The sequence below is a fragment of the Streptomyces sp. NPDC006733 genome (genome assembly GCF_040636125.1).
Classification (GTDB): domain Bacteria; phylum Actinomycetota; class Actinomycetes; order Streptomycetales; family Streptomycetaceae; genus Actinacidiphila.
The window spans coordinates 1-19,414 of the sequence record NZ_JBEYJD010000053.1 but is presented as its reverse complement, the minus strand read 5'-3'; the positions used below and the strand labels follow the sequence as shown (position 1 = coordinate 19,414).

Sequence of the window (19,414 nt, the reverse complement as noted above, 5' to 3'; positions counted from 1 at the left end):
AGTCATCGCGGTCCGCGGTCCTTGTGCTCCGTGCGCACCGGGCGCGGGGCCCGTGGTGGCAGCACGCGGTCCAGCCACCACAGGGCGGCGATGAACAGCAGGGTCATCACGGCCACGCCGGCCACGTTGCGCAGCGCCACCGGATAGCCCTTCAGGGAGACGTCGAGGAAGGGGTAGGGGTACCACCCCGTGACGGCCCCGTGGAGCAGGGTGTAGGCGATCCAGGCCAGCGGCCAGAGCACGGACCAGGCGAGGGTGGCGGGGTCGAGCCGGTTGCGGGGACCGAAGAGGAGCCAGCCGAGCACCGCCGCGACGGGCGCGATGTAGTGGAAGGCGATCGTGCAGGCCAGGGCCCAGCCCGTCAGATGGACCTGGGAGGCGAGCACGGTGGCGAAGATCAGGCCGGTGACCGCGATGCCCAGCACCGCGTCCAGGCGCAGGACCCGCAGGAGGGTGCTGTCGTGTGCGGGTGCCAGGGCCACGAACGTGCTGGAGGCCAGGACCAGGAGATTGGACTGGATGGTGAAGTAGCTCAGCAGCCGCACCATCCGGGTCCAGGTGCCCACTTGCGTTCCGGAGTCGCCGGAGTTGGCGTCCTCTCCCCCGGTCAGGACCAGGACCACCTGCACCACGAAGGCGCACGCGATCATCACCGCCAATGCCAGATGCCAGCCACGCGACCACCGGGCGCGCCGGCCGGCGCTCGCCGCGTGGTGCGGCTCCGCGTGCGTCGCCGATCCGGCGGTCACCGCGCGGCCTCTGCCCCGTGCAGGCCGCGGGTGCGGGCGGCAGGGTCGGCTGCGGTGCTTCCCCGGTGCCACGAGCCGGCGGCGGGGGCAGGATGCGACAGCGTCCCGACAGCGCTCTGAGCCGCCGGGTCCTGGACGGTCAGCGGGATCCCGCCCGGCAACGTGATCTCCAGTTCGTCGGCGGCAAGATCCTGGGTGGCTCCGCTGTGGACGGCCCGCGCGCGCAGAGGACGGGGTTCGGTCATGGCCCGATCCTCACACCCGGGCACCTGTGGCACCGGCGGGCGCGCGCGGTACTGACCCGAATGACGGACGGTCACCCGTTCTCGCGTCGCGGCCGCAAGGACCCCGGCCGGGAGGTCCGGCCGGGGTCAGGGGGGGTGGCTGTCGGCCGATCAGCCGAGCTGCAGGGCGCTCAGGGCCTGCTCGGCCATGCGCTGTTCGCCCAGTGCGTTGGGGTGGACGGGCACGATGTTCTGTCCGAACAGCAGCGGCTCGATCCATCGGGTGCTGGCGGCCTTGCAGGCGTCGTGCCCTGCGGAGGCGTCGGTGAAGTCCACGTAGGTGGCCCCGGTCTCCTGGGCCGCGCGCTTGATGACGTCGTTGAGGTGCGCCTGGATGGCGTGCACGTAGGGCACGTCGCCGGCGGCGAGGGGGAGCTTGGCGAAGCATGACGGGTCGGCGGTGGCCGGGGTGATCCAGGGGTAGCCCAGGGCGGCGACGCGGGCGGTGGGGGACTTGGCGCGGATGCTCTGCAGGGACGTGACGAGGGCGGGATAGGTGTTCGTCTCGATCTGGTCGTCGAAGGAGGTGCCGTGCTGGTCCTTGCAGGGGCTGCCCTTGCCGCCGCTGAAGATGCCCGCGGTGCCGCACGCGAGCATGGCGTTGATGAAGGTGTTGTTGTCGTTGCCGCCCATGGTGAAGGTCACCAGGTCGGTGTCGGCGCTCAGCGCGTCCAGTTGCGGGGCCACCCCCGGGTACTGGGATCCGCTGAAGTCCTTGGTCTGGGCGGCGCCGCAGGTCACGTCGGTGAGGTGGGCGCCTGTTGCGGCGGCCAGGACGTGGGGGTAGTTCGCGGTCGAGCGCAGGCACAGCAGGTTGCTGGGGTCGACGGGAGTGACGCCCGAGGCGGCGCTGTAGCTGTCGCCGAGGGCCGCGTACCGCAGGGGGGAGGTGGCGTGGGCGGTGGCGCCGGTGAAGCTGACGGCCAGCACCCCCGCCAATATTGACGCGGTCATGACATGATGCAACTTGGGCATGTGCTCTCTCTTCTCACGAGTGGTGGGGCGGGGCCCGGCCGCGTCGAAGGCGGCCGGGCTTCACGAGAAAGAAGCGGCTCGAGCAGGGTGCGGACGGCGATCCGGGCGGCTGCCGGCGTGCACGCCACCGGCCGGGGCGTACCGGCCGCAGGGTTACCACGGGGTACTACCGCTAGGTAATGTGGCGCAGCACTGCCCCCGGGTCAACCGTGCGGACAGCGCTTTTCGGCCGCGTCCGCCCCGCCGCCCCGCGCCCACCTGCCCGCTCCCGTCCCGGAAGTCCCCGGCAGGCGACGCGCCCGGCAGCCCCGGCCCGCTCAGCGGAACACGGCGCGACATCCACAGCCCGGTCGGGAACAGTTGCTGGGCGAAGGGGGCCCAGCGACGCACGAGGCGGGTTGGACCCGGGGATGCGGCTGCCAGGAGCGGGCAGACCGCGGCACGGGGCCGGGCCTCGACCCGTTCCCGGCCGAGCGGACGTATCGGCGATCGCCGTGGGCGGGGGAACCGTCCCACCCACGCGCGGCCGGCGCCCCTTCGGCGGGACGGCGCAAAGCCGTCCCGCCCAACCAACCATGATGGGCCGTCAGGTAACTCATGACCTGTGCGGCTCCCGACCGAGGAGACCACCTTGCGCAACATGAAACTGGCCCGAGCCGCCGCGGTGACCGTGGCGAGCACCGCCCTGATCCTGGGCGGTGTCAGCGCCGCGAGCGCTGCCCCCGCCCCGGGCGCGATCGCCTCGTCCGGGGTGCACCCGCACGCCGCCGGGGCGACCCTGACCAGCGCGTCGATCAGCTTCTTCACGCTCGACGACAACAAGGACTTCGACACCCTGCTGACCATCCAGGTGCGGACCGCCGGGGGCACCGTCGTGGCGTCGAAGACCGGGTTCTTCGGCGAGTTCCGCGACCAGTCCACCACCACCATTCCGCTGCCGATCCGGTCGGGCATCAGCTGGGAGGCCCTGCAGGGCGGCAGCGTGCGGCTGACCATCCAGCCGAACGGCAACGACACCTGGAAGTTCGGCTACGAGCTGGACCTGAACTTCTCCGACGGGGACTTCGTCCCGACGACCGAGAGCCGCCTGTCTCTGAGCGAGGACAACAAGGTCTTCACCGACCGCCTGCAGTTCTGACGGTCCCCGCGCCCAACGACGCACCACCGTACGGCGGCCGAGCGCCGTAACGTGCACCAGACCCCGCACCGGGCGGGCCCCGTGGGAACGGGACCCGCCCGGTGCGGAGAGCCGGATGCCCCGCTACGGCGGCGTCACAGGGCGAACCGCACACCCGACGCCGTGGTGACCGCGATGGCGGGTCGGGCGGCGGACGGTGCGGTGCGCTCGCCGGCCCCCTCGTCCCGCGGCCGCATCCCCGGGCAGGTCCCGTTGTCCGGGCTGCCGGTGTCGAAGTACGCGACGAGGTGCGCCGCGCACTCGGGCACGAACGGCACCGAGCCGTGCACCCAGTCGTCCACGGTCAGCACGTTCCCGCCGATCGTGTCCTGCATCTGGTGGACCCACGGATACGGCGTCGCCGTCTCGTACCGGTGCCCCGACATCTGCAGCGAGCCGGTGCTGTGCCGCAGCTGGAACCGCTGGACCGGCAGCGTCCAGCCCGCACAGGTCGGGCGCAGCGCGGTCATCTGGCCGGTGACCGGGTTGCGGTGCAGGTTGCGCTGGTATTCCTGCCACAGCGGTTCGAACGCCCGGGAACTGGTGTCCTCGTTGCACAGGTAGGCGTTGCCGGCCGTGTCGTTGAAGTTCGCCGGGGCGCCCGCCGGCGGCTCGGGCGGGGGGCCGTCCGGGATGCCGACGACGTCCTTGACGACCTGCGGCGCGGGGCCGCCGTTGGTCGCGGTGGTCAAGGCGTGCAGGATCTCGGCGGCCTGCGGCCAGGCGAGATCGGGCGCCGAGGCCAGGAACGCGATGAAGCCGCCGCCGAGCGGCAGGGGCAGGTCGGAGAACTGCCAGGGGTGGGCGTCCGCGGCCTGGCGCATGGCCAGCACCTTGGCCCGTACCTGCGCCGCGCCCGCGCCGAGGCCGTAGGTGCTGTCGTGGGCCGCGAGCCAGTTCGCGAACAGGGCGAACAGCTGCTCGGTGGTGCGGGCCGCGTAGTCGAACCGGTAGGCGAGGTCGTAGGCGTGCGGCGAGACCACGCTGTCGAGCCACATCCGGCCGATCGTCTGCGGGAACAGGCTGCGGTAGACGGCGCCGAGCTGCGTGCCCCACGACGCCCCGAAGAAGTTCATCGTCGGCTCGTGCAGCGCCCGCCGGATCCCATCGAGGTCGCGGGCGACGTTCGCGGTGGTCAGCTGCGCCAGGAACTGCGGGTGCGCGGACGAGCAGGCGGCGTTGGCCTGGGCCTGGTCGTCGTACATCCGCTGGAGCTGGGCCCTGGTCAGGGGCTGCGTCGCGGGCATCTCCGGGCCGCTGGGGCCGGGGCGCGGACAGTCGAGGGACGTGCTGTAGCCGACGCCGCGCGGGTCGAAGCCGATCAGGTCGTAGCGGTCGTTGAGCTGGGCGACGGTCGGGTTCTCCAGGACCAGCGTCGTCGGCATCAGGTAGCCGCTGCCGCCCGGGCCGCCGGGGTTCATCGACAGGCTGCCCAGGCGGTGGGTGCGGTCCTTGGCCTTCAGCCGGGTGAGGGCCACGGTGATCTGCTCGCCCTGCGGCTGCCGGTAGTCCAGGGGGACCTTGACCGTGCCGCATTCGGTGCGCGCCCACAGTGTGCGGAACGCCGTCCGGTCCTCCGGCCGGATGCGCAGAAACTCCAGGACCTCGTCGGAGTAGCTCGGGCAGGACTGCCAGTTCACCGTCGGCGGCGTCGTGGCCGCGGCGGCCGGCGGGGGCGCGGCACCGGCCGCCAGGCCCGTGCCCAGGATGCTCAGGCAGATCCCGGACACGGCGGCCCACGCCGCTGCTCGCATGCGATGACCCATGTTCTCCTCCACTGGTGGGGCTGATGGTCCGTCGGTCCTCAGGTCTACGCGCCGGACGGCAACAGGAGCTTCACAGCCGCTGTTATCGGTTTGTTGCCGCCGCACGCCGATACTGGCCCGGGCACACACGACGACTGGGGGTGGTGGAAGGTGTCGATCGCCTGGCGTCCACGCACGATTCGCATGCGGCTGACGCTCCTGTACACGTCCCTGTTCCTGGTGTCGGGGACGGTGCTGCTGACCATCGCGTGGCTGGTGGTCTTCCGCCAGCCGATTCTGGCGACGTTCGCGCCCGACGGTCCGCCGAAACCACCCCCGGACCTGCTCGGCGCCGCCCCGCTGCCCGGCGCGGCCCTGCCGCCGAGCACGCGCGGGGTGGACATGCTGGTCACCCCGACCTCGGGCACCGTGCGGGCGGTCTTCCTGCAGTCCCTGGGGGTGCTGGCCCTGATGGCCGTGATGTCCACCGCGCTGGGCTGGCTCGTCGCCGGGCGGGCCCTGGCCCCGCTGCGGACGATGGCCGCCAAGACGCAGCGCATCTCCGAGCGCAACCTGCACGAGCGGCTGTCCCCGGCCGGACCGCAGGACGAGATGAGCGCGCTCGCGCACACCATCGACGGGCTGCTCGCCCGCCTGGAGCTGGCGTTCGAAGCGCAGCGCCAGTTCGTCGCGAACGCCTCGCACGAGCTGCGCACGCCGCTGGCAATGATGCGCACCTCGGTGGATGTCGCGGTGGGCAAGCCGCAGCCGGCGCCCGAGGTCACGGTCCTTGCCGGCAAGCTCCACGAGGGCCTGGACGCGGCCGACCGGCTGCTGGAAGGGCTGCTGTTGCTGGCCCGCGCGCAGAACAACGGACGGTCCGAAGTGCTGGCCGTGGTGCTGCCGGTACTGGCCGCCTCCGCGCTCGACTCCCGCGCGCAGGCGATCGCCGACAAGGACCTGACCGTGGAACGCCGGCTGGCCCTGGCCACGGTGCAGGGCAATGCGATGCTCCTGACGAGCCTCGTCGAGAACCTGGTGGACAACGCGGTCCGGCACAACACGCCCGGCGGCTGGCTGCGCGTGACGACCGCGACGATCCCCGCAGGCCTGGGCCGCTGGGCGGTCGGCGGGCGGGCCCGTGCGCGATTGACGGTCGAAAGCAGCGGCGACCTGCTGGACCAGCGGTCGGTGGAGCTGCTCGGTCAGCCGTTCCTGCGCCTGGGCACCGAGCGCACCGCGCGGCCGGGCACCGGTCTGGGCCTGTCGATCGTGAAGGCCATCGCGACCGCGCACCACGGGCAGCTCACCTTGTCCGCCCGCGCCGAGGGCGGGCTGCGCGCGGAGGTGTGGCTGTGAGGGTGCTCATCGTGGAGGACGTCCACCGGCTGGCCGACGACATCGCCGAGGGCCTGCGGGACCAGGGCATGGCCGTCGACGTCGCTTACGACGGCCTGGCCGGCGCCGAGAAGGCCGCACTGACCGACTACGACGTCGTCGTCCTGGATCGGGACCTGCCCGGCCTGCACGGCGACGTGCTGTGCGGGCAGATCACCGCCGCCGAGGAACCGGCGATGGTCATCATGCTCACCGCCGCCGGCTCGCCCGGCGAGCGCGTCGCGGGCCTGACCCTGGGCGCCGACGACTACCTCCCCAAGCCCTTCCACTTCCCCGAGTTGGTCCTGCGGGTGCAGTCCCTGGCCCGGCGGCGGCCGTCGGCCAAGCCGCGGATCCTGCGGGCGGCCGGCATCGAACTCAACCCGGCGCTGCGCACCGCGGTCCGCAACGGCCGCCCGCTGCGGCTGTCGCCCAAGGAGTTCGAGGTACTGGCCGCCCTGCTGGCCGCCACCCCGCTGCCGCTCAGCGCCGAGCAACTGCTGGAACGGGTCTGGGACGAGAACGCCGACCCCTTCACCAAGACCGTTCCGGTGACCGTGGCCCGCCTGCGGCGCAAGCTCGGACCGCCCGACGTGATCGTCACCGTCGCCGGGGCCGGCTATCGCATCGGGGCGGTTCCGGCGGAGGGCCCTTCTTGACCGCGCCGAGCGCCGAACGGGGTTGGCGGTACGGGCGGTGCCGGGGCGCTGGATCGCGGCCGGCACGGCCGATCGGCCGGGCCGCTGCTCGCGCCCGGTGGCGGGCGACAGCTCGCGCGGCGCTCGTCACACGAGGTCGGGAGCCTTCTCCTGGGCGGGTTCCCGGTCGGCCGAGGGGTTCGGGCGGTCGGCCGGGGCGGCGGCCCGCAGGGCTGCTTCGACGCGGCGGTTGCTGGTCATGGTCGCCGTGACGGCCGTCATGGCGAGCAGGAGTCCGGCGGCGGCGAAGAGCGGGGTGCGGAGGTCGTAGGTGGTGGCCAGCCAGCCGCCGAGGAACGCGCCGAGCGGAGCGGCGCACATGGCGAGCATGCGGGAGGTGGAGGCGACCCGGCCCATCAGGTGGGCCGGCACGATCGCCTGCCGCAGGGAGGGGGCGAGCACCATCGTGGCGCCCATGCCCGCCCCGCAGACGGCGAGCGCGAGCCCGGCCACGTACGGGTTCGGGGCCGCGGCCAGCCCCAGGATGGCCAGCCCCTCGACGGCGGCCGTGCACGTCAGGGCGGTACCGGTGCCGAGGCGTCGGCCGAGGACGGAGGCGATGGCCGCGCCGAGCAGACCGCCGGTGGCCTCTGCCGTCAGGAGCAGGCCGAAGCCGTAGGTGTCGATGCCGAGGCGGTCGTGGGCGAACAGGGCCAGGACGGTCTCCACGGCGAGAAAGGAGATGTTCCCGACCGCCGGGCGCAGCGCGAGCCCGAGCAGCAACCGGTCGCGGAAGACGTACGCGGCGCCGGCCCGCGCCTGGCGCAGCAGCGATTCGCGGGCCTCCGGTGCGGGGCGCGCCGTGGCGGGCAGCGACCGGACGAGCGCCGCGGACAGCGCGAACGAGAGCGCGTCGGCGAGCAGCGGAACCGCCCGGCCGAGCGCGAGCAGCGCACTGCCCGCGGGCGGCCCCGCGAACCCGGACGCGGCGGTCTGCGCGCCGCGCAGCCGGGAGTTGGCGCGCTCCAGGAGCGCGGGGTCGCGGCGGAGCAGGTCCGGCAGGTAGGCCGTGGCGGCGGTGTCGAAGAACAGTCCGCCGAGGCCGAGCAGGAAGGCGACGGCCGCGAGCAGGGAAATGCTCAGCGCGTCGAGCGCGGCCGCCACCGCGGGTATCGCGAGCAGGACCGCCCGCGCCGCGTCCGCGACCCACATCGTGCGCCGGCGGTCCCAGCGGTCCACCAGCGCACCGCCGAGCACCCCGAACAGCAGCCACGGCAGTGTCCCGGCGGCCGTGACGACGGCGAGCGCCATCGGATCCCGCGTCAGCGTGAGGGCGAGCAGCGGCAGCGCGGCATGCGTCACGCCGTCGCCGAGCGAGGAGATCGTCTGTGCGGTCCACAGCCGCCCGAACCCGGTCGGCAACGTGCTGGTCGTCGCGTTCACTTGGCTTCCCCTTCGGCCTGCTCACGGCGCGCCGGGTGGAACAGCGCGAAGACCAAGGACGCGTCCGGCAGCGCGGGGTCGGACAGCTCCCGGTACTCCAGCGCCAGCGCCTGCAGGCGCTGGCCCAACTCGGTGAACTGCTCGTCGGTCAGCCGCAGATGCGCCATCCCCACGTGCCGTTCGCCGTCCGCCGGGGCCTCCTCCAGGTCCGCGACCGCATGGCGCATCAGCACATCGGGCCCCCCTTCGCCGGGATCCGGCAGCACGATCGACCGCGCGGCCATCGCGTAGTACCGCTCGGTGACGCCCCGCACCCTCCGCGTCCGCACCACCTTCACCAGGCCGGCCCGCTCGAGGAAGCGCACGTGATAGCTGGAACTCCCCTTCGCCAGGCCCACCCGCGCGGCGATCTGCGTGATCGTCGCCGGCTCGAAGCGGAGCACCGCCATGATCCGGTGGCGCGTGAGGTTGGAGACGGCGCGCAGCTGCTCGTCGGTGGTGACGTGAAACGTCTCGGGAAGGTCATCGGTGGGCATGCGCTCAATGGTCAACGTTTCTTGACCATTGCGCAAGGGGGTTCCCCTGAGGAGTCCCAGAACTGCTCCCCTGCCCCGCGCGACCACCGCCCCGCCTCCGGCCGGCGGAACGCTACGCCCCACTTCGGGCGGCGGCACGGCAATTTTCGTCCTTCTGCTGATACGACGCCGGCGCGCTGCCAGGGTGATGGATGCCGCCGGCGCCAACGGGGGATGCCGGCACCGCGGCCCAGAGGGGGACATCGTGATCGGTGGATCGCACCAGCCGGAACTCTCGGCGGAAGAACGGCACGTGGGCACCTGGCTGCTCTCACCGAGCGGGCGCACGGCCGTCGCCGCGCAGCAGCCCGGCACCCGCGTCGAGACGCGCGACTTCTTCGCGACAGGGGAGATCGTCGACGCGTGCAACCAGGCACTGGAGGCGGCGGGATCACCGCTCCGCCTGGAGGTGGACAAGGACGACGTCCCGAAGCTCCTGCTCGACCGCAACCTCCTCCGCGTGCTTCCGGTGCACGGCGGTGGCCGACAGGCGCGGCGCGGAGACGCCCTGCTGAGCAGTTCCATGTGCACCGACGTCGCCGCCGATCTGGCCAAGGAGGGATCGTGGCGCGCGGTCTTCCGGTCGGTGGGCGGCCACGCGGAGGCGGTCGCGCCCCTGACGATCGCCTCCGGTCCCGGCGCGCGCACCGATGCGTACGGGCCGCTGGCCCGCGTCCTCGTGGGGTCCGCCCGCACTCCGGCGGAGTTGGTGCAGCGGATGACCAGCGAGCTGGCGCGCTACGTCTTCACCTGGCCGCACACGGCGGCCCCGATCCCGGTGGCCGCCTTCGAGGTCGAGGACTCCGACGACTCCAGCCCGGAGGCAGCGGCGAAGGACGCCGCCCGGCAGCTCGTGGCCGGTGGGGTGTCCAAGCCCACCGCGAAGGCCGTCACGGAGTTCATGTGCACGAACTTCGACTCCAAGCCCGTGATGCAGCAGCTGTGGGTCGACCAGTTGCCCCGGGACTTCGGCCAGGGCGCCCCCGACGGCTTCGAACAGATCATGGAGGACGCCTGGACGGCGGCGCTGACCGCGCTGGCAGCACCGCACGCCGCGTACGAGCAGGCATCCGCCGATGTGCGGCGCCGGCTCGCCGCGGACTTCGGCGTCAACGAGGGTGCCGCACCGGCGGTCGGTGAGGTGTTCTTCATCGTGAGCAGCCGCAACCCGACCCAGGCCGAGGCCGCTCAGGCCACGGACAAGTGGGACCACCACCTGGCGACCGTCGTCGCGGTGGACGGTGGTGCCCGCATCACCTTGGAGAACTACAACCGCGACGGCGTCTCGGACGGCGCGCGGCGCTGGTACTTCGCCCTGTACGGCCCTGAGCAGGCCGGCGTGTTCTCCAGCGTGTGGGCGGACCTGACCCTGGCGCCGGTCACCGTCGTCCTCCGCAGGACGTAGCCGCCTCGACCGCGGAACCTCCAGGACGACCCCGGCCGCACCTGCGGTTGGCACACCACCGGTAGCGTGCGTCGCTATGACGCGTGCTTGGAAGTTCCCGATGGTGTTGGCGCTCTGCGGCGCACTCGTTGCGACCGGTCTGCTGGTCCGGGGGTCCCCCGGTACGGCCGCCGCCCTGCTGCTGGGGTTCGTCCTGCTCGCAGCAGGGCACTCGCCGCTGGCGTTCCCGCGATCGATCACGGCGGCGGAGGCCCAGCGCCGCAGTGCGGTCGACGGCCGGCCGATCGTGTACTGGCGAGCGGGCTGCCCGTACTGCCTGCGCCTGCGGTTCCGGCTGGGCCGCCGCGCCCGCCGGGCGCACTGGGTCGACATCTGGCACGACCCGGACGGCGCGGCGGCGGTGCGGGCGGCCAACGACGGCAACGAGACCGTGCCGACCGTCCTGGTGGCGGGCCGGGCGCACGTCAACCCCGACCCTGCCTGGGTGCGTGAGCAGTTCCCCCCTGCCACCTGACGGGAAGCGACCGGCGCGCCTCACGGACCGTCGGGCCGGGCCCCGGCGGTGAACCGGGCGGCGGCGGCCGGGTGGGCGCGGGCGAGACGGCTGGCGAGCGCCTGCTGGAAGTCATCGGACTTGGTCGTGACGATCTCCTGCTGGAGCCATGTCGCCTGGGCTCCCAAGTCAGGGTCACTCAGCAGAGCGCCCAGAATCCTGGAGATCTCCCCGGCGCGACGCTGCGAACACGCTTGGAGCACCGTGTCGGCTTCCCGGAACTGCTGGGCGGTGACCAGGGCTCGCACGAAGGGAACGACCTCGGCGGCCGCCCGGTGCCGGCCGACGGCCAGGCAGAGCGCCTGCACGATGCGCTCATCGCGAGGTGCGCGGATCTCGGCGTCCAACTCGCGCGTGGCCCAGTAGCGGGCAGCCTGTTCGATGTCCGCCAGCCACAGGGGCTCGTCCCGGGTCACCTGGCGCAGGCCGCCGGCGTCGCGCAGGACGTCGGGGAACGGCGGGAACGTCTGCGGCGGGTCGGGGCGCGGCTGTCCGTCGTGCTTGTGGGCCGACTCCCATTGCAGGACGCTTTCGGCCCTCGTCACGCCCCCTTCGGCCAGCCGGTCAAGGAGGAGGGGAGCGCGCGCGTCCTGCGCGATGGATCGTGCGGTGGAGCGCAGTTCCCACTCCATGCCCTCGGCACTCAGCACGGCCAGGACGGCCCCCAGTTCCTCCTCGGTGGTCAGCTCGCGCCGGACTTCCTTCCACTGCCGGCGGGCAGCGTCGGAGCCGCGGGACAGCTCCCCCACGCGGGCGATGAACGACTGCGCGCGAGCGACGGCTTCGCTGCCCCAGGTGGCCCGCGCCGCCCGCAGCTCCCGCGCGGCCTGCAGCGGTTGTCCGGCGTTGTCCGGCGGAGCGTCGCTGGTCGCCGCGATGTCCGGCGATCCGTGCGGTGGATGCAGGCCGGCCTCGCCCTCCGCCAGCCGGTGGAGCGTGCGGGCGCCGGACGTCAGCACGTGGTCGATCTTGTCCAGGGCCTGGTCGATGTCGTCCGCCGCGACCGTGGCAGGGGGCACGGCAGCCGGTGCCAGGGGCTCCACGGGCTCTCCGCCCCTGTCCTGGGCAGCACGCAGGCGGTCCAGCTCGGCCCGCAGGTCGGCAATCTGCTGCTGCGTGACCACCGCGAGACGCTCGGCCGCGCTGCGCTGCTGTTGGGCCTCGTCGAGCGCCTGCTGGGCCCGGTCCTGCTGCTGCCGGGCATGGGCCAGATCCGCCCGGATCTGCTCCAGTTCCGCCGCGTCGGCGGGATGCCGGGCCCGCAGGTCCTCCTGCGCGCGGCCCAGGTGCGCGACCTGCTGATGGAGACGCCCCACCATGCCGAGCAGCACCATGATCAGAACGGTGCTGTCACCGCGGGTGCGCTCCAGGTCGGCCAGCCGCTGCATCTGGGCGAGCAGGGACTCCGACACCTGCTGCTGCGGGCGGGTCGCCGGCATCGGGGCGGGTGAAGCGCGGTACGTCGCCCGGTGCAGGGCTTCGGCGCGGAGCAGCACCCGTGGCTGGTGGTCGGGCGAGGTCGTGAGCACCACGATCTTCTGCACGAAGGCCAGGGTCGGCTGCCCTTTGCCTGCCAGCAGCTCGCTGATCCGCTGCGACGACAGGCCCAGCGGTCCGACGAGCGCCTTGAGCGTCAGCGGGCTGCCGTCGATCCGCTCGCGCAAGAAGCGCACCAGCGCGGTCATCTCCTCGCTGGCCGTGCCACTGACCGGCCCCCACGGCCGCCCCATCGCCTCCCCCTCCCCCGCGCCCGCACCGGCGGACAATCCGGTGTTGTCCGGAACGCTATCTCGCAACACCCGCCGGGTGAGCAGCGCTTGCAGTTATCCGCCCCCGGCCGGTCCGCGCCGAGGACCGGCCCGCCTGGGAGGTTCGCAGCCAGCAACCCCGGCCCACCGTGCGGCCGGGTGAGGACCCTGCCTTCCGCCGGCACGCACCGGCAGGAAGCGGTCGGGCCCCCTGAGCCGAAAGGCCCGCACATGACGCTCCACCTCACCGATCTCGGCGGCTCCATCCTCATGATCGGCTGCGCCGTCGGCTACCTCGTGCACCGGCACAGCAGGACCGCACCCGGCGCGACGGCCTCCGGCGACGTGGTCGGGGCGATCGGCTCCGCCGTCGCGGTGATCACCGCCCTGCTCCTGCTCTTCGGCGGGGGCAGCGAGACGGCCCAGAAGAGCCCGCTTCCCGGGCCGACGCCATCCCAGTCGCCGCGGTGACGCCCCCACCGCCTCCCGTCCGGTCGTCGCACGGCGGGTGCGTGTGCTGCTTTGCTGCTGCGCGCGGGGCCGGTGGGTCAGTATGGGACGGTGATTACTTGCGTGGTGGAATACGTGATCGACCCGGCGAAGACGGAGGCGTTCGAACGCTTTGGGCGCCGTTGGATGGAACTGGTGAACCGCCACGGCGGCACCCACCACGGCTACTTCCTGCCCGCGGAAGGCGCCAGCGACAAGGCACTGGCCCTGTTCAGCTTCCCCAGTCTCGCCGCCTACGAGGAGTACCGGACCTTGTTCGGCCACGACCCCGACTTCGTCGAGGCGGACCGGATCCGGGACGAGAGCGGCTGTGTGCTGCGCTACGAGCGGACCTTCATGCGTCCACTGCTGCCCGGCGCCGCACCCGGGGCCCCGCTCACCTGACCTGCGGTCGCCCTACGGGCCTCTGGCGTTGGTCCCCGTCCGGCTCCCTGTACGGGGCCCGGCCGGGGACGAACGCCTCTCCAACAGCGGTCACTTCAGGTAGGGGCCGCCGGTGCCGATCTTGCCCGGTGCGGTGTTCTTGCCGCCGAGGTCGAGGACGTACACGCGCAGGTTGCCCTTGCCGGGGGCGGCGATGGCCAAGGTGCCGTCGGTGACCACGCGCCGGTCGCCGGTGACCGCGTCGACGTAGGTCCCGTTGGGGACGGTGGTGAAGGTGGCCGCGTCGGTCACCGCGACCAGGGCGAAGCTGTCCACGCCCGCGGCGGCGTCGGTGTACCGGCGCTTGTAGGCGATGCCGCCACCGGCGATGTGCTCCGTGCTGTACTGGCCCATCTGCAGCGCCGGGATCGCGCGGCGGATCTGGTTGAGCCGCTGCAGATGTTGGACCAGGGGTTGGGCCAAGGTGGTGGCGACCGCGCCGGTGGCGCTGTCGGCCTGGGCGAACTGCGTGGCGGTCACCGTGCCTTCGAGGTGGTCGCCGTAGTAGGCGCGGCCGGTGGTGGCGAGCGGGCAGCTGGGCCCGCAGTCGATGGCCTTGCCGGCCTGGAACTGGATCTCCGAGCCGTAGTAGAGGGTGGGGATGCCTCGGAAGGTCCACATCAGTGCCATGTTCTCGGCCCACGCGTCCTGCCCGCCGGTGTAGCGGGCGGAGGACTTGTTGGGCCCGTAGTCGTGGCTGTCGACGTAGACCGCGTTGTACGTGGCGTCGTTGGTGGCGTCGTCGGAGTCGGCGCCGTTGTGGAACGCGTTGTGCGCGTCGCCGAAGTTCATGTGCATCCGCATGTCGATGATGTTCATGCCGGAGAAGGTGCTGTGATCCGGGGCGTGGTAGGTGTTGCCGTTCAAGGTGGCGTTGGTCGAGGTGGGCTGGCTGCCGGTGCCCAACTGCTCCTCGTAGGTGTACTGCTCCAGGGCCGCCTGGGTGTCGTCGGCCGAGTACTCCTTGCGTTCCTTCCAGGTGTAGAACTGCGCGGAGTGGTTGACCGAGCCGCGGTTCCACTTGTCGTTGACGAAGGCGCCGACCTCGCCGAAGACATAGAAGTTCTGTGCCGTGTCCGCGCCCCAGTCCTGGGCGACCCGCTGCTGGATCGCGGGCAGGAACCGGCGGTTCCAGGTGATGCGGGGGACGTGCACGGCGGTGTCGACGCGGAAGCCGTCGACGCCCATGTCGATGTACTTGTTGTAGGCGCCGATCAGGTAGTTCTGCACGGCGGGGTGCTCGGTGTCGAAGTCGGCCAGGTCGTCGGCGAGCCAGCAGGAGCGCGAGTCCTCGCCCTCCCAGTTGCCGAGCCAGCACTGGTGGTAGTACGTCGCCGGGAACAGCTTGTTCGTCGGGCCGGGCCACTGGCAGTTGTAGAGCGTGTAGCCTCCGGGGCTCTTCTGGCCGGTGGGCTTGCCCCAGTTCAGGCAGGTGTTGCCGGTCGGGACGGCGGTGGACCAGAGGTCGCCGTTGTAGTAGGACTTGCCGGTCTTCGGGTCGAGGGTCAGCCCGTCGTACTCGAAGCCGGCTTGCTCCTCGTCGTAGTACCAGGACCACTGGGTGTCGCGCACCCCGTAGACGGTTGGAGTGAACAAGCCTTTGGCGCCCCAGCGGGAGCTGTGGTTGTAGACCACGTCCTGGTAGATCTTGATGCCCTTGGCGTGGGCGGCGTTGATCAGGTCCTGGTACGACGCCCCGGCCGATTCCAGGCGCGGGTCGACGCGGTAGAAGTCGTAGCCGTGGTAGCCGTGATAGTCGTAGTCACTGCGGTTGAGGACGACCGGGGTGATCCACATCGCGGAGAAACCGAGCGCCTTGACGTAGTCGAGCTTCTGTACCAGGCCCTTGAAGTCACCGCGGAACATCGGGTCGTGGTGGGCGGCGTTGCCGGAGGCCACGTCCTGGTTGCCGCCGCGGTTGTTGCTGCTGTCACCGTCGTAGAAGCGGGCAGTGAGCACGAAGTAGATCGGGTCCTTGCGGGGGTCGGTGCCCAGGGCCTTGCCCGGCGTGGTCGGCGGTGGGGCCGCGCCGGTGGTGGCGCTCGCGGGGGCCGAGGCGGCGGAGAGGTTGCCGGCCGCGTCCAGCGCCTTGACCGTGTACGCGTAGGCGGTGAGCGGTTCCAGGCCGGATTCCGACAGGACGGTGGAGCCGGTGTTCGTCACGACCGTGCCCTTGGTGCCGCCGGTCCGCGTCACCTGGTAGCCGGTCACGGCGGTGTCGTCGGTGGACGGCTCCCAGGTCAGCACGGTGGATACGGCAGTCGCGGACGCGGTGACAGCGCGGGGGACGGTCGGGGCCCGGGTGTCGGGGACGGTGGCCGCGCACGGGTCGGTGGCGCCCGGGGTGACGCGGGTGTCCTGGACGGTGCTCAGTCCGCTGGGCAGCGCGTAGTTGTTGCCGTTGTTGTTGTCCCAGATGCCGCCCCCGTTGTTGAAGGTCGCGGCCAGCCCGGCGGCCCCGCCCAGGTCCACGGTCTTCTTCACCCAGCCGGTGCAGGCGGCCTCCATGCCGAGGCCGGGTACGGGCGTCCATGCCTTGCCGGTCGGCGCGTAGTGGAGGTTGACCGTGGTCCAGTTCACCGTCGCGGTGGAGTAGAAGACAGTGGCGGAGGTGGTGCCGGTCGGGGTGGGGGTGGGTGTAGGCGTGGGGTCGGTGCCGCCGCCGGGGCACGGGTCGCTGTGGGCCACGGCGCCGTCCTTGACGGTGATGGCACCGGTGCCCAGGGCGTAGTTCTTGCCGTTGTTGTTGTCCCAGGTGCCGGTGCCGTCGGTGAAGGTCGCGGCCAGGCCGGCGGCCCCGCCCAGGTCCACGGTCTTCTTCACCCAGCCGGTGCAGGCGGCCTCCATCGCCACCCCGGGCACGGTGGTCCACGCGCCGCCGTCGGGGGCGTAGTGCAGGCGGTAGGCGGCCCAGTTGCGGGTTTTGGTGTAGTAGAACACCGTCGTGGAGGTGCTCGCCGTGGCCGCCACGGGGGTGGTGGGCGTGGCGGGGGCGGGGTGGGGCATCGCCGTGAGGAGCGCCAGCAGGACGGAGGCGGCCAGGGCGAGGGCCAGCAGGGGTCGCGGCCGCCTGCGCGTGGGGGGTTTCACGAAATGGCTCCAGGTGGGGGTATGCCGCGGCCGGTGGCCGCGGTGGTCAACGGGGCGGGCCCGGTCGGGCTGCCTCGTCTGCATCTCCCGCCGTGGAGCCCTGACGCGCCGCAGGACTCGGGCGAACAGCCTCTTGCCCTACCGCCACGGTAGGAAAGTTGCTGCAATCTCTTGCGCAGCAGGAAGTTACCTGTCCATGCCAAAGAGGTAAAGGGCCGGGACACGATCCGTTCCCCCGCAGCGCCCGGCAGGCCCCCGCGACGAGCAACTCCCGCTGTGAGCGGCGGATACGGGCCCGGGACGCGGGCTTTCGCAACACCGTGACGGTCCTTGCACCCACGGGCGGCCGCACGGCTGGTGGTGGCGTACTCCCCCGGGAGTACACGGCGTGCCCACCACCCCCCGGAGTAGGTCGTCCTTCGGTCCTGAGCCTGACGAGACCGGGCTTCCCCCAGGAGAGGCTGGTGCCCAGAAAACCAGTCGTTGATGGAGGGGAGGCCCTGATGGGGGCCACGAGGGCGCAACGCATCGCACTGCCGTGGGCGGTGATCGGGTTCTGGATCGTAGTGCTCGCCGTCGCCGGGGTGTTCGCCGGGAAGCTCGACGGCGTCAAGCACGACGACGCCGTCGACTATCTGCCGGCCAGTGCCCAGTCGACCCAGGTCGCGAAGATCCAGCAGACGATGCCGGGCGGCGGCGCGACCGACCTCGTGCTGGTCTACGACCGGGCTGCCGGGATCACCGGTCCCGACCGTGCCGCCGTCCAGCGGCAGACCGCGTCCCTGGCGGCCGCATACGAACTGGTCGGCGGCACGCCCCGGGTCGTCGCGGCGCGGGACGGCCGGACGCTGATGGTGCCGGTAGCGATCGCCGAGAAGGAGGGAAAGCCCGAGGACGTGGTCGCGGACGTCCGGGATCTGCTCGCGAAAGACCTGCCGGACGGGCTGACCGTCCGGGTCGGCGGCCCCGGGGGGATGCTGGCCGACGCCAAGACCGTCTTCCGCAGCATCGACGGAGCCCTGCTGATCGGCACCGTCGGCGTCGTCGCGTTCCTGCTGATCGTCACCTACCGCAGCCCGTTCCTGTGGCTGGTGCCCCTGGTCGCCGTCGGCGTCGCCGCAGGCACCGCGATGGCCCTCGTCTACGCCCTGGTGCAAGCCTTCGGCCTGACCGTCTCCAGCATGGGCTCCTCGGTGATGACCGTCCTCATCTTCGGCGCGGGCACCGACTACGCGCTGCTGCTCATCGCCCGCTACCGCGACGAACTGCGCCACCGGGCCGAGCCGTACGCGGCCATGCGTGCCGCCTTGCGCCGGGTCGGTCCGGCCGTGCTCACCTCCGCCGCGACCGTGGTCGCCGGACTGCTGTGCCTGCTCGCCGCCGACCTCAACAGCAGCCGCGGCCTGGGCCCGACCGGTGCCATCGGGATCGTCTGCGCGCTGGCCGCGATGACGACCCTGCTGCCCGCGGTCCTGGTGCTGCTGGGCCGCCGGGTGTTCTGGCCGCTGATCCCCGCCCACGGCAGCGCGCCGAAAGCGGCGGGCCATGGCTTCTACGGCCGGATCGGCGCGCTCGTCGTGCGCCGCCCGGTCGCGGTCCTCACCGTCTCCGCACTCGCCGTCGGGGCGCTCGCGCTCGGCATGACCAACCTCCCCGGCGACCTGCGTCAGGACGAGGCCTTCACCGTCACCTCGGAGTCCGCGACGGCCGCGCAGACGCTGCACCGCGCCTTCCCCGAGCGCAGCGCTCAGGCCGTCCTCGTGCTCGCCCCCAGCAAGCGGGCCGGTGCGGTGCTCGCCCGGGTGCGGGCCACCGACGGGGTCGCGGCGGCCGCCACAGGCCGGACGGCGGGCGGCTGGAGTGAGATCGAGGCCTTCCCCTCGGCCGCGCCCGACACCGCCGCGGAGCGCGGCACGATCGAACGGCTGCGGACGGGGGCGGCCGCCGACCACGCGCTCGTCGGCGGCTTCAGCGCCCAGCAGCTCGACACCGCCGCCACGTCCTCCCGTGACCGGCTGATCGTCGTGCCGCTGGTGCTCGTCGCCGTCTTCCTGCTGCTCGCCGCGCTGCTGCGCAGCCTGGTCGCCCCCCTGCTGCTGGTCGCGGCGATGGTGGCGGTCTGGGCGGCGTCGCTCGGCATCGGCGGGCTGCTCTTCGGCCCGGTGCTGGGCTTCCACGGCATGGATCCGGGCCTGCCGCTGCTGAGTTTCGTCTTCCTCGTCGCGCTCGGCGTCGACTACGGGATCTTCCTGATGCACCGGATGCGGGAGGAGGCCGCCCACGGCGCCGACGCCGGCCGCTCGGCCGTCCGCGCGCTGGAGGCGACCGGCGGGGTCATCGCCTCGGCGGGCATCGTGCTCGCCGCCACCTTCACCGTCCTGGCCTCCCTGCCGCTGGTGATGATGGTCGAGATGGGCACGACGATCGCTCTCGGCGTGCTGCTGGACACCTTCGTGGTGCGGACCTTCCTGATCCCGGCCGCGAGCACGCTGCTGGCCGAACGCGTCTGGTGGCCGGGCACGCTCAGCCGCAGGGCCCCGCGACCGCCCGAGCCGACGGCCGCGGACCTGCAGCTGGTGCGGTAGGCGGAACTGGAGCCGGCCCGGTAGACGGGCCACGCTTACTCCTGGAGCGCCGGGGGGGGGGGGGGGCGCCGCCCCCCCCCCCCCGCCGGGGGGGCCCCCCCCCCCCCGCGGTCGAGGGGGGGCGCGGGAGACACCCC

The 19,414-nt window shown here is 72.5% G+C and carries 16 protein-coding genes; 8 read left to right on the top strand and 8 right to left on the bottom strand.

The features are described from left to right. Nucleotides 1–2: 2 nt before the first annotated feature. The 3 genes from ABZ721_RS34140 to ABZ721_RS34130 all read right to left on the bottom strand — a co-directional run bounded on the left by ABZ721_RS34140 (nt 3) and on the right by ABZ721_RS34130 (nt 2,008). A complete protein-coding gene (locus tag ABZ721_RS34140; protein WP_358792673.1) occupies nt 3–749 on the bottom strand; it encodes a Pr6Pr family membrane protein in 747 nt (248 codons plus the stop codon). Beyond that, the gene (locus ABZ721_RS34135; RefSeq protein WP_358792672.1) at nt 746–994 is read right to left on the bottom strand and encodes a hypothetical protein; all 249 of its coding nucleotides are present in this window, start codon (nt 992–994) and stop codon (nt 746–748) included. Before ABZ721_RS34135 ends, ABZ721_RS34140 begins: the two co-directional genes overlap by 4 nt. Nucleotides 995–1,144: 150 nt before the next feature. Next, complete coding sequence (locus tag ABZ721_RS34130) at nt 1,145–2,008, bottom strand: SGNH/GDSL hydrolase family protein (RefSeq protein ID WP_358792671.1); 864 nt, start codon at nt 2,006–2,008, stop codon at nt 1,145–1,147. A gap of 640 nt (nt 2,009–2,648) precedes the next feature. Here ABZ721_RS34130 and ABZ721_RS34125 point away from each other — a divergent pair. Then, nucleotides 2,649–3,146 (top strand): hypothetical protein, encoded by a 498-nt coding sequence (locus ABZ721_RS34125; protein ID WP_358792670.1) that lies wholly within the window; start codon nt 2,649–2,651, stop codon nt 3,144–3,146. Nucleotides 3,147–3,280: 134 nt separating this feature from the next. Here the strand turns inward: ABZ721_RS34125 and ABZ721_RS34120 are convergent, their stop codons facing one another. Then, entirely contained in the window at nt 3,281–4,939 is a 1,659-nt protein-coding gene (locus tag ABZ721_RS34120) for an alpha/beta fold hydrolase (protein ID WP_358792669.1), read from the bottom strand. Nucleotides 4,940–5,134: 195 nt separating this feature from the next. On the opposite strand from ABZ721_RS34120, the gene ABZ721_RS34115 reads away from it, so the two are divergent. Next, complete coding sequence (locus ABZ721_RS34115; protein WP_358792668.1) at nt 5,135–6,289, top strand: HAMP domain-containing sensor histidine kinase; 1,155 nt, start codon at nt 5,135–5,137, stop codon at nt 6,287–6,289. Then, nucleotides 6,286–6,966, top strand: coding sequence for a response regulator transcription factor (locus ABZ721_RS34110; RefSeq protein ID WP_358792667.1), 681 nt, complete (start codon nt 6,286–6,288; stop codon nt 6,964–6,966). Before ABZ721_RS34115 ends, ABZ721_RS34110 begins: the two co-directional genes overlap by 4 nt. 126 nt (nt 6,967–7,092) lie before the next feature. On the opposite strand, the gene ABZ721_RS34105 is transcribed toward ABZ721_RS34110, so the two are convergent. Next, nucleotides 7,093–8,367 carry an MFS transporter gene (locus tag ABZ721_RS34105; protein WP_358792709.1) on the bottom strand — a complete coding sequence of 425 codons (1,275 nt, stop codon included), beginning with the start codon at nt 8,365–8,367 and terminating at the stop codon, nt 7,093–7,095. Nucleotides 8,368–8,384: 17 nt separating this feature from the next. After that, nucleotides 8,385–8,924 carry a helix-turn-helix domain-containing protein gene (locus tag ABZ721_RS34100; protein WP_358792666.1) on the bottom strand — a complete coding sequence of 180 codons (540 nt, stop codon included), beginning with the start codon at nt 8,922–8,924 and terminating at the stop codon, nt 8,385–8,387. A gap of 244 nt (nt 8,925–9,168) precedes the next feature. Here ABZ721_RS34100 and ABZ721_RS34095 point away from each other — a divergent pair, with 244 nt between their 5' ends. Both ABZ721_RS34095 and ABZ721_RS34090 read left to right on the top strand, forming a co-directional pair. Beyond that, nucleotides 9,169–10,368 (top strand): hypothetical protein, encoded by a 1,200-nt coding sequence (locus ABZ721_RS34095; protein ID WP_358792665.1) that lies wholly within the window; start codon nt 9,169–9,171, stop codon nt 10,366–10,368. 76 nt (nt 10,369–10,444) lie between these two features. Then, nucleotides 10,445–10,882 (top strand): glutaredoxin domain-containing protein, encoded by a 438-nt coding sequence (locus ABZ721_RS34090; protein ID WP_358792664.1) that lies wholly within the window; start codon nt 10,445–10,447, stop codon nt 10,880–10,882. A gap of 20 nt (nt 10,883–10,902) precedes the next feature. Here the strand turns inward: ABZ721_RS34090 and ABZ721_RS34085 are convergent, their stop codons facing one another. Continuing rightward, on the bottom strand, nt 10,903–12,651 hold the full coding sequence (locus tag ABZ721_RS34085) for a hypothetical protein (RefSeq protein WP_358792663.1): 1,749 nt from the start codon (nt 12,649–12,651) through the stop codon (nt 10,903–10,905). 249 nt (nt 12,652–12,900) lie between these two features. Between ABZ721_RS34085 and ABZ721_RS34080 the strand changes: the two genes are divergently transcribed. Together ABZ721_RS34080 and ABZ721_RS34075 are read left to right on the top strand one after the other, a co-directional pair. After that, on the top strand, nt 12,901–13,140 hold the full coding sequence (locus ABZ721_RS34080) for a hypothetical protein (RefSeq protein WP_358792662.1): 240 nt from the start codon (nt 12,901–12,903) through the stop codon (nt 13,138–13,140). Between the two features lie 105 nt (nt 13,141–13,245). Beyond that, nucleotides 13,246–13,563 carry an NIPSNAP family protein gene (locus tag ABZ721_RS34075; protein ID WP_358792708.1) on the top strand — a complete coding sequence of 106 codons (318 nt, stop codon included), beginning with the start codon at nt 13,246–13,248 and terminating at the stop codon, nt 13,561–13,563. A 90-nt stretch (nt 13,564–13,653) separates the two neighbouring features. Here ABZ721_RS34075 and ABZ721_RS34070 read toward each other — a convergent pair whose 3' ends face one another. Then, nucleotides 13,654–16,692: a carbohydrate binding domain-containing protein gene (locus tag ABZ721_RS34070; protein ID WP_358792661.1), complete on the bottom strand. Its 3,039-nt coding sequence runs from the start codon at nt 16,690–16,692 to the stop codon at nt 13,654–13,656. A gap of 503 nt (nt 16,693–17,195) precedes the next feature. Between ABZ721_RS34070 and ABZ721_RS34065 the strand changes: the two genes are divergently transcribed. Then, complete coding sequence (locus ABZ721_RS34065; RefSeq protein ID WP_358792660.1) at nt 17,196–19,277, top strand: MMPL family transporter; 2,082 nt, start codon at nt 17,196–17,198, stop codon at nt 19,275–19,277. The last annotated feature ends 137 nt before the right edge of the window (nt 19,278–19,414 follow it).

Excerpts from the sequence above, each read along its gene's own strand:
- ABZ721_RS34135 (WP_358792672.1), bottom strand. The coding sequence starts at position 994 with ATGACCGAACCCCGTCCTCTGCGCGCGCGGGCCGTCCACAGCGGAGCC.
- ABZ721_RS34130 (WP_358792671.1), bottom strand. The coding sequence starts at position 2,008 with ATGCCCAAGTTGCATCATGTCATGACCGCGTCAATATTGGCGGGGGTG.
- ABZ721_RS34125 (WP_358792670.1), top strand. The coding sequence starts at position 2,649 with ATGAAACTGGCCCGAGCCGCCGCGGTGACCGTGGCGAGCACCGCCCTG.
- ABZ721_RS34120 (WP_358792669.1), bottom strand. The coding sequence starts at position 4,939 with ATGCGAGCAGCGGCGTGGGCCGCCGTGTCCGGGATCTGCCTGAGCATC.
- ABZ721_RS34115 (WP_358792668.1), top strand. The coding sequence starts at position 5,135 with ATGCGGCTGACGCTCCTGTACACGTCCCTGTTCCTGGTGTCGGGGACG.
- ABZ721_RS34100 (WP_358792666.1), bottom strand. The coding sequence starts at position 8,924 with ATGCCCACCGATGACCTTCCCGAGACGTTTCACGTCACCACCGACGAG.
- ABZ721_RS34090 (WP_358792664.1), top strand. The coding sequence starts at position 10,445 with ATGACGCGTGCTTGGAAGTTCCCGATGGTGTTGGCGCTCTGCGGCGCA.
- ABZ721_RS34085 (WP_358792663.1), bottom strand. The coding sequence starts at position 12,651 with ATGGGGCGGCCGTGGGGGCCGGTCAGTGGCACGGCCAGCGAGGAGATG.
- ABZ721_RS34080 (WP_358792662.1), top strand. The coding sequence starts at position 12,901 with ATGACGCTCCACCTCACCGATCTCGGCGGCTCCATCCTCATGATCGGC.
- ABZ721_RS34065 (WP_358792660.1), top strand. The coding sequence starts at position 17,196 with ATGGGGGCCACGAGGGCGCAACGCATCGCACTGCCGTGGGCGGTGATC.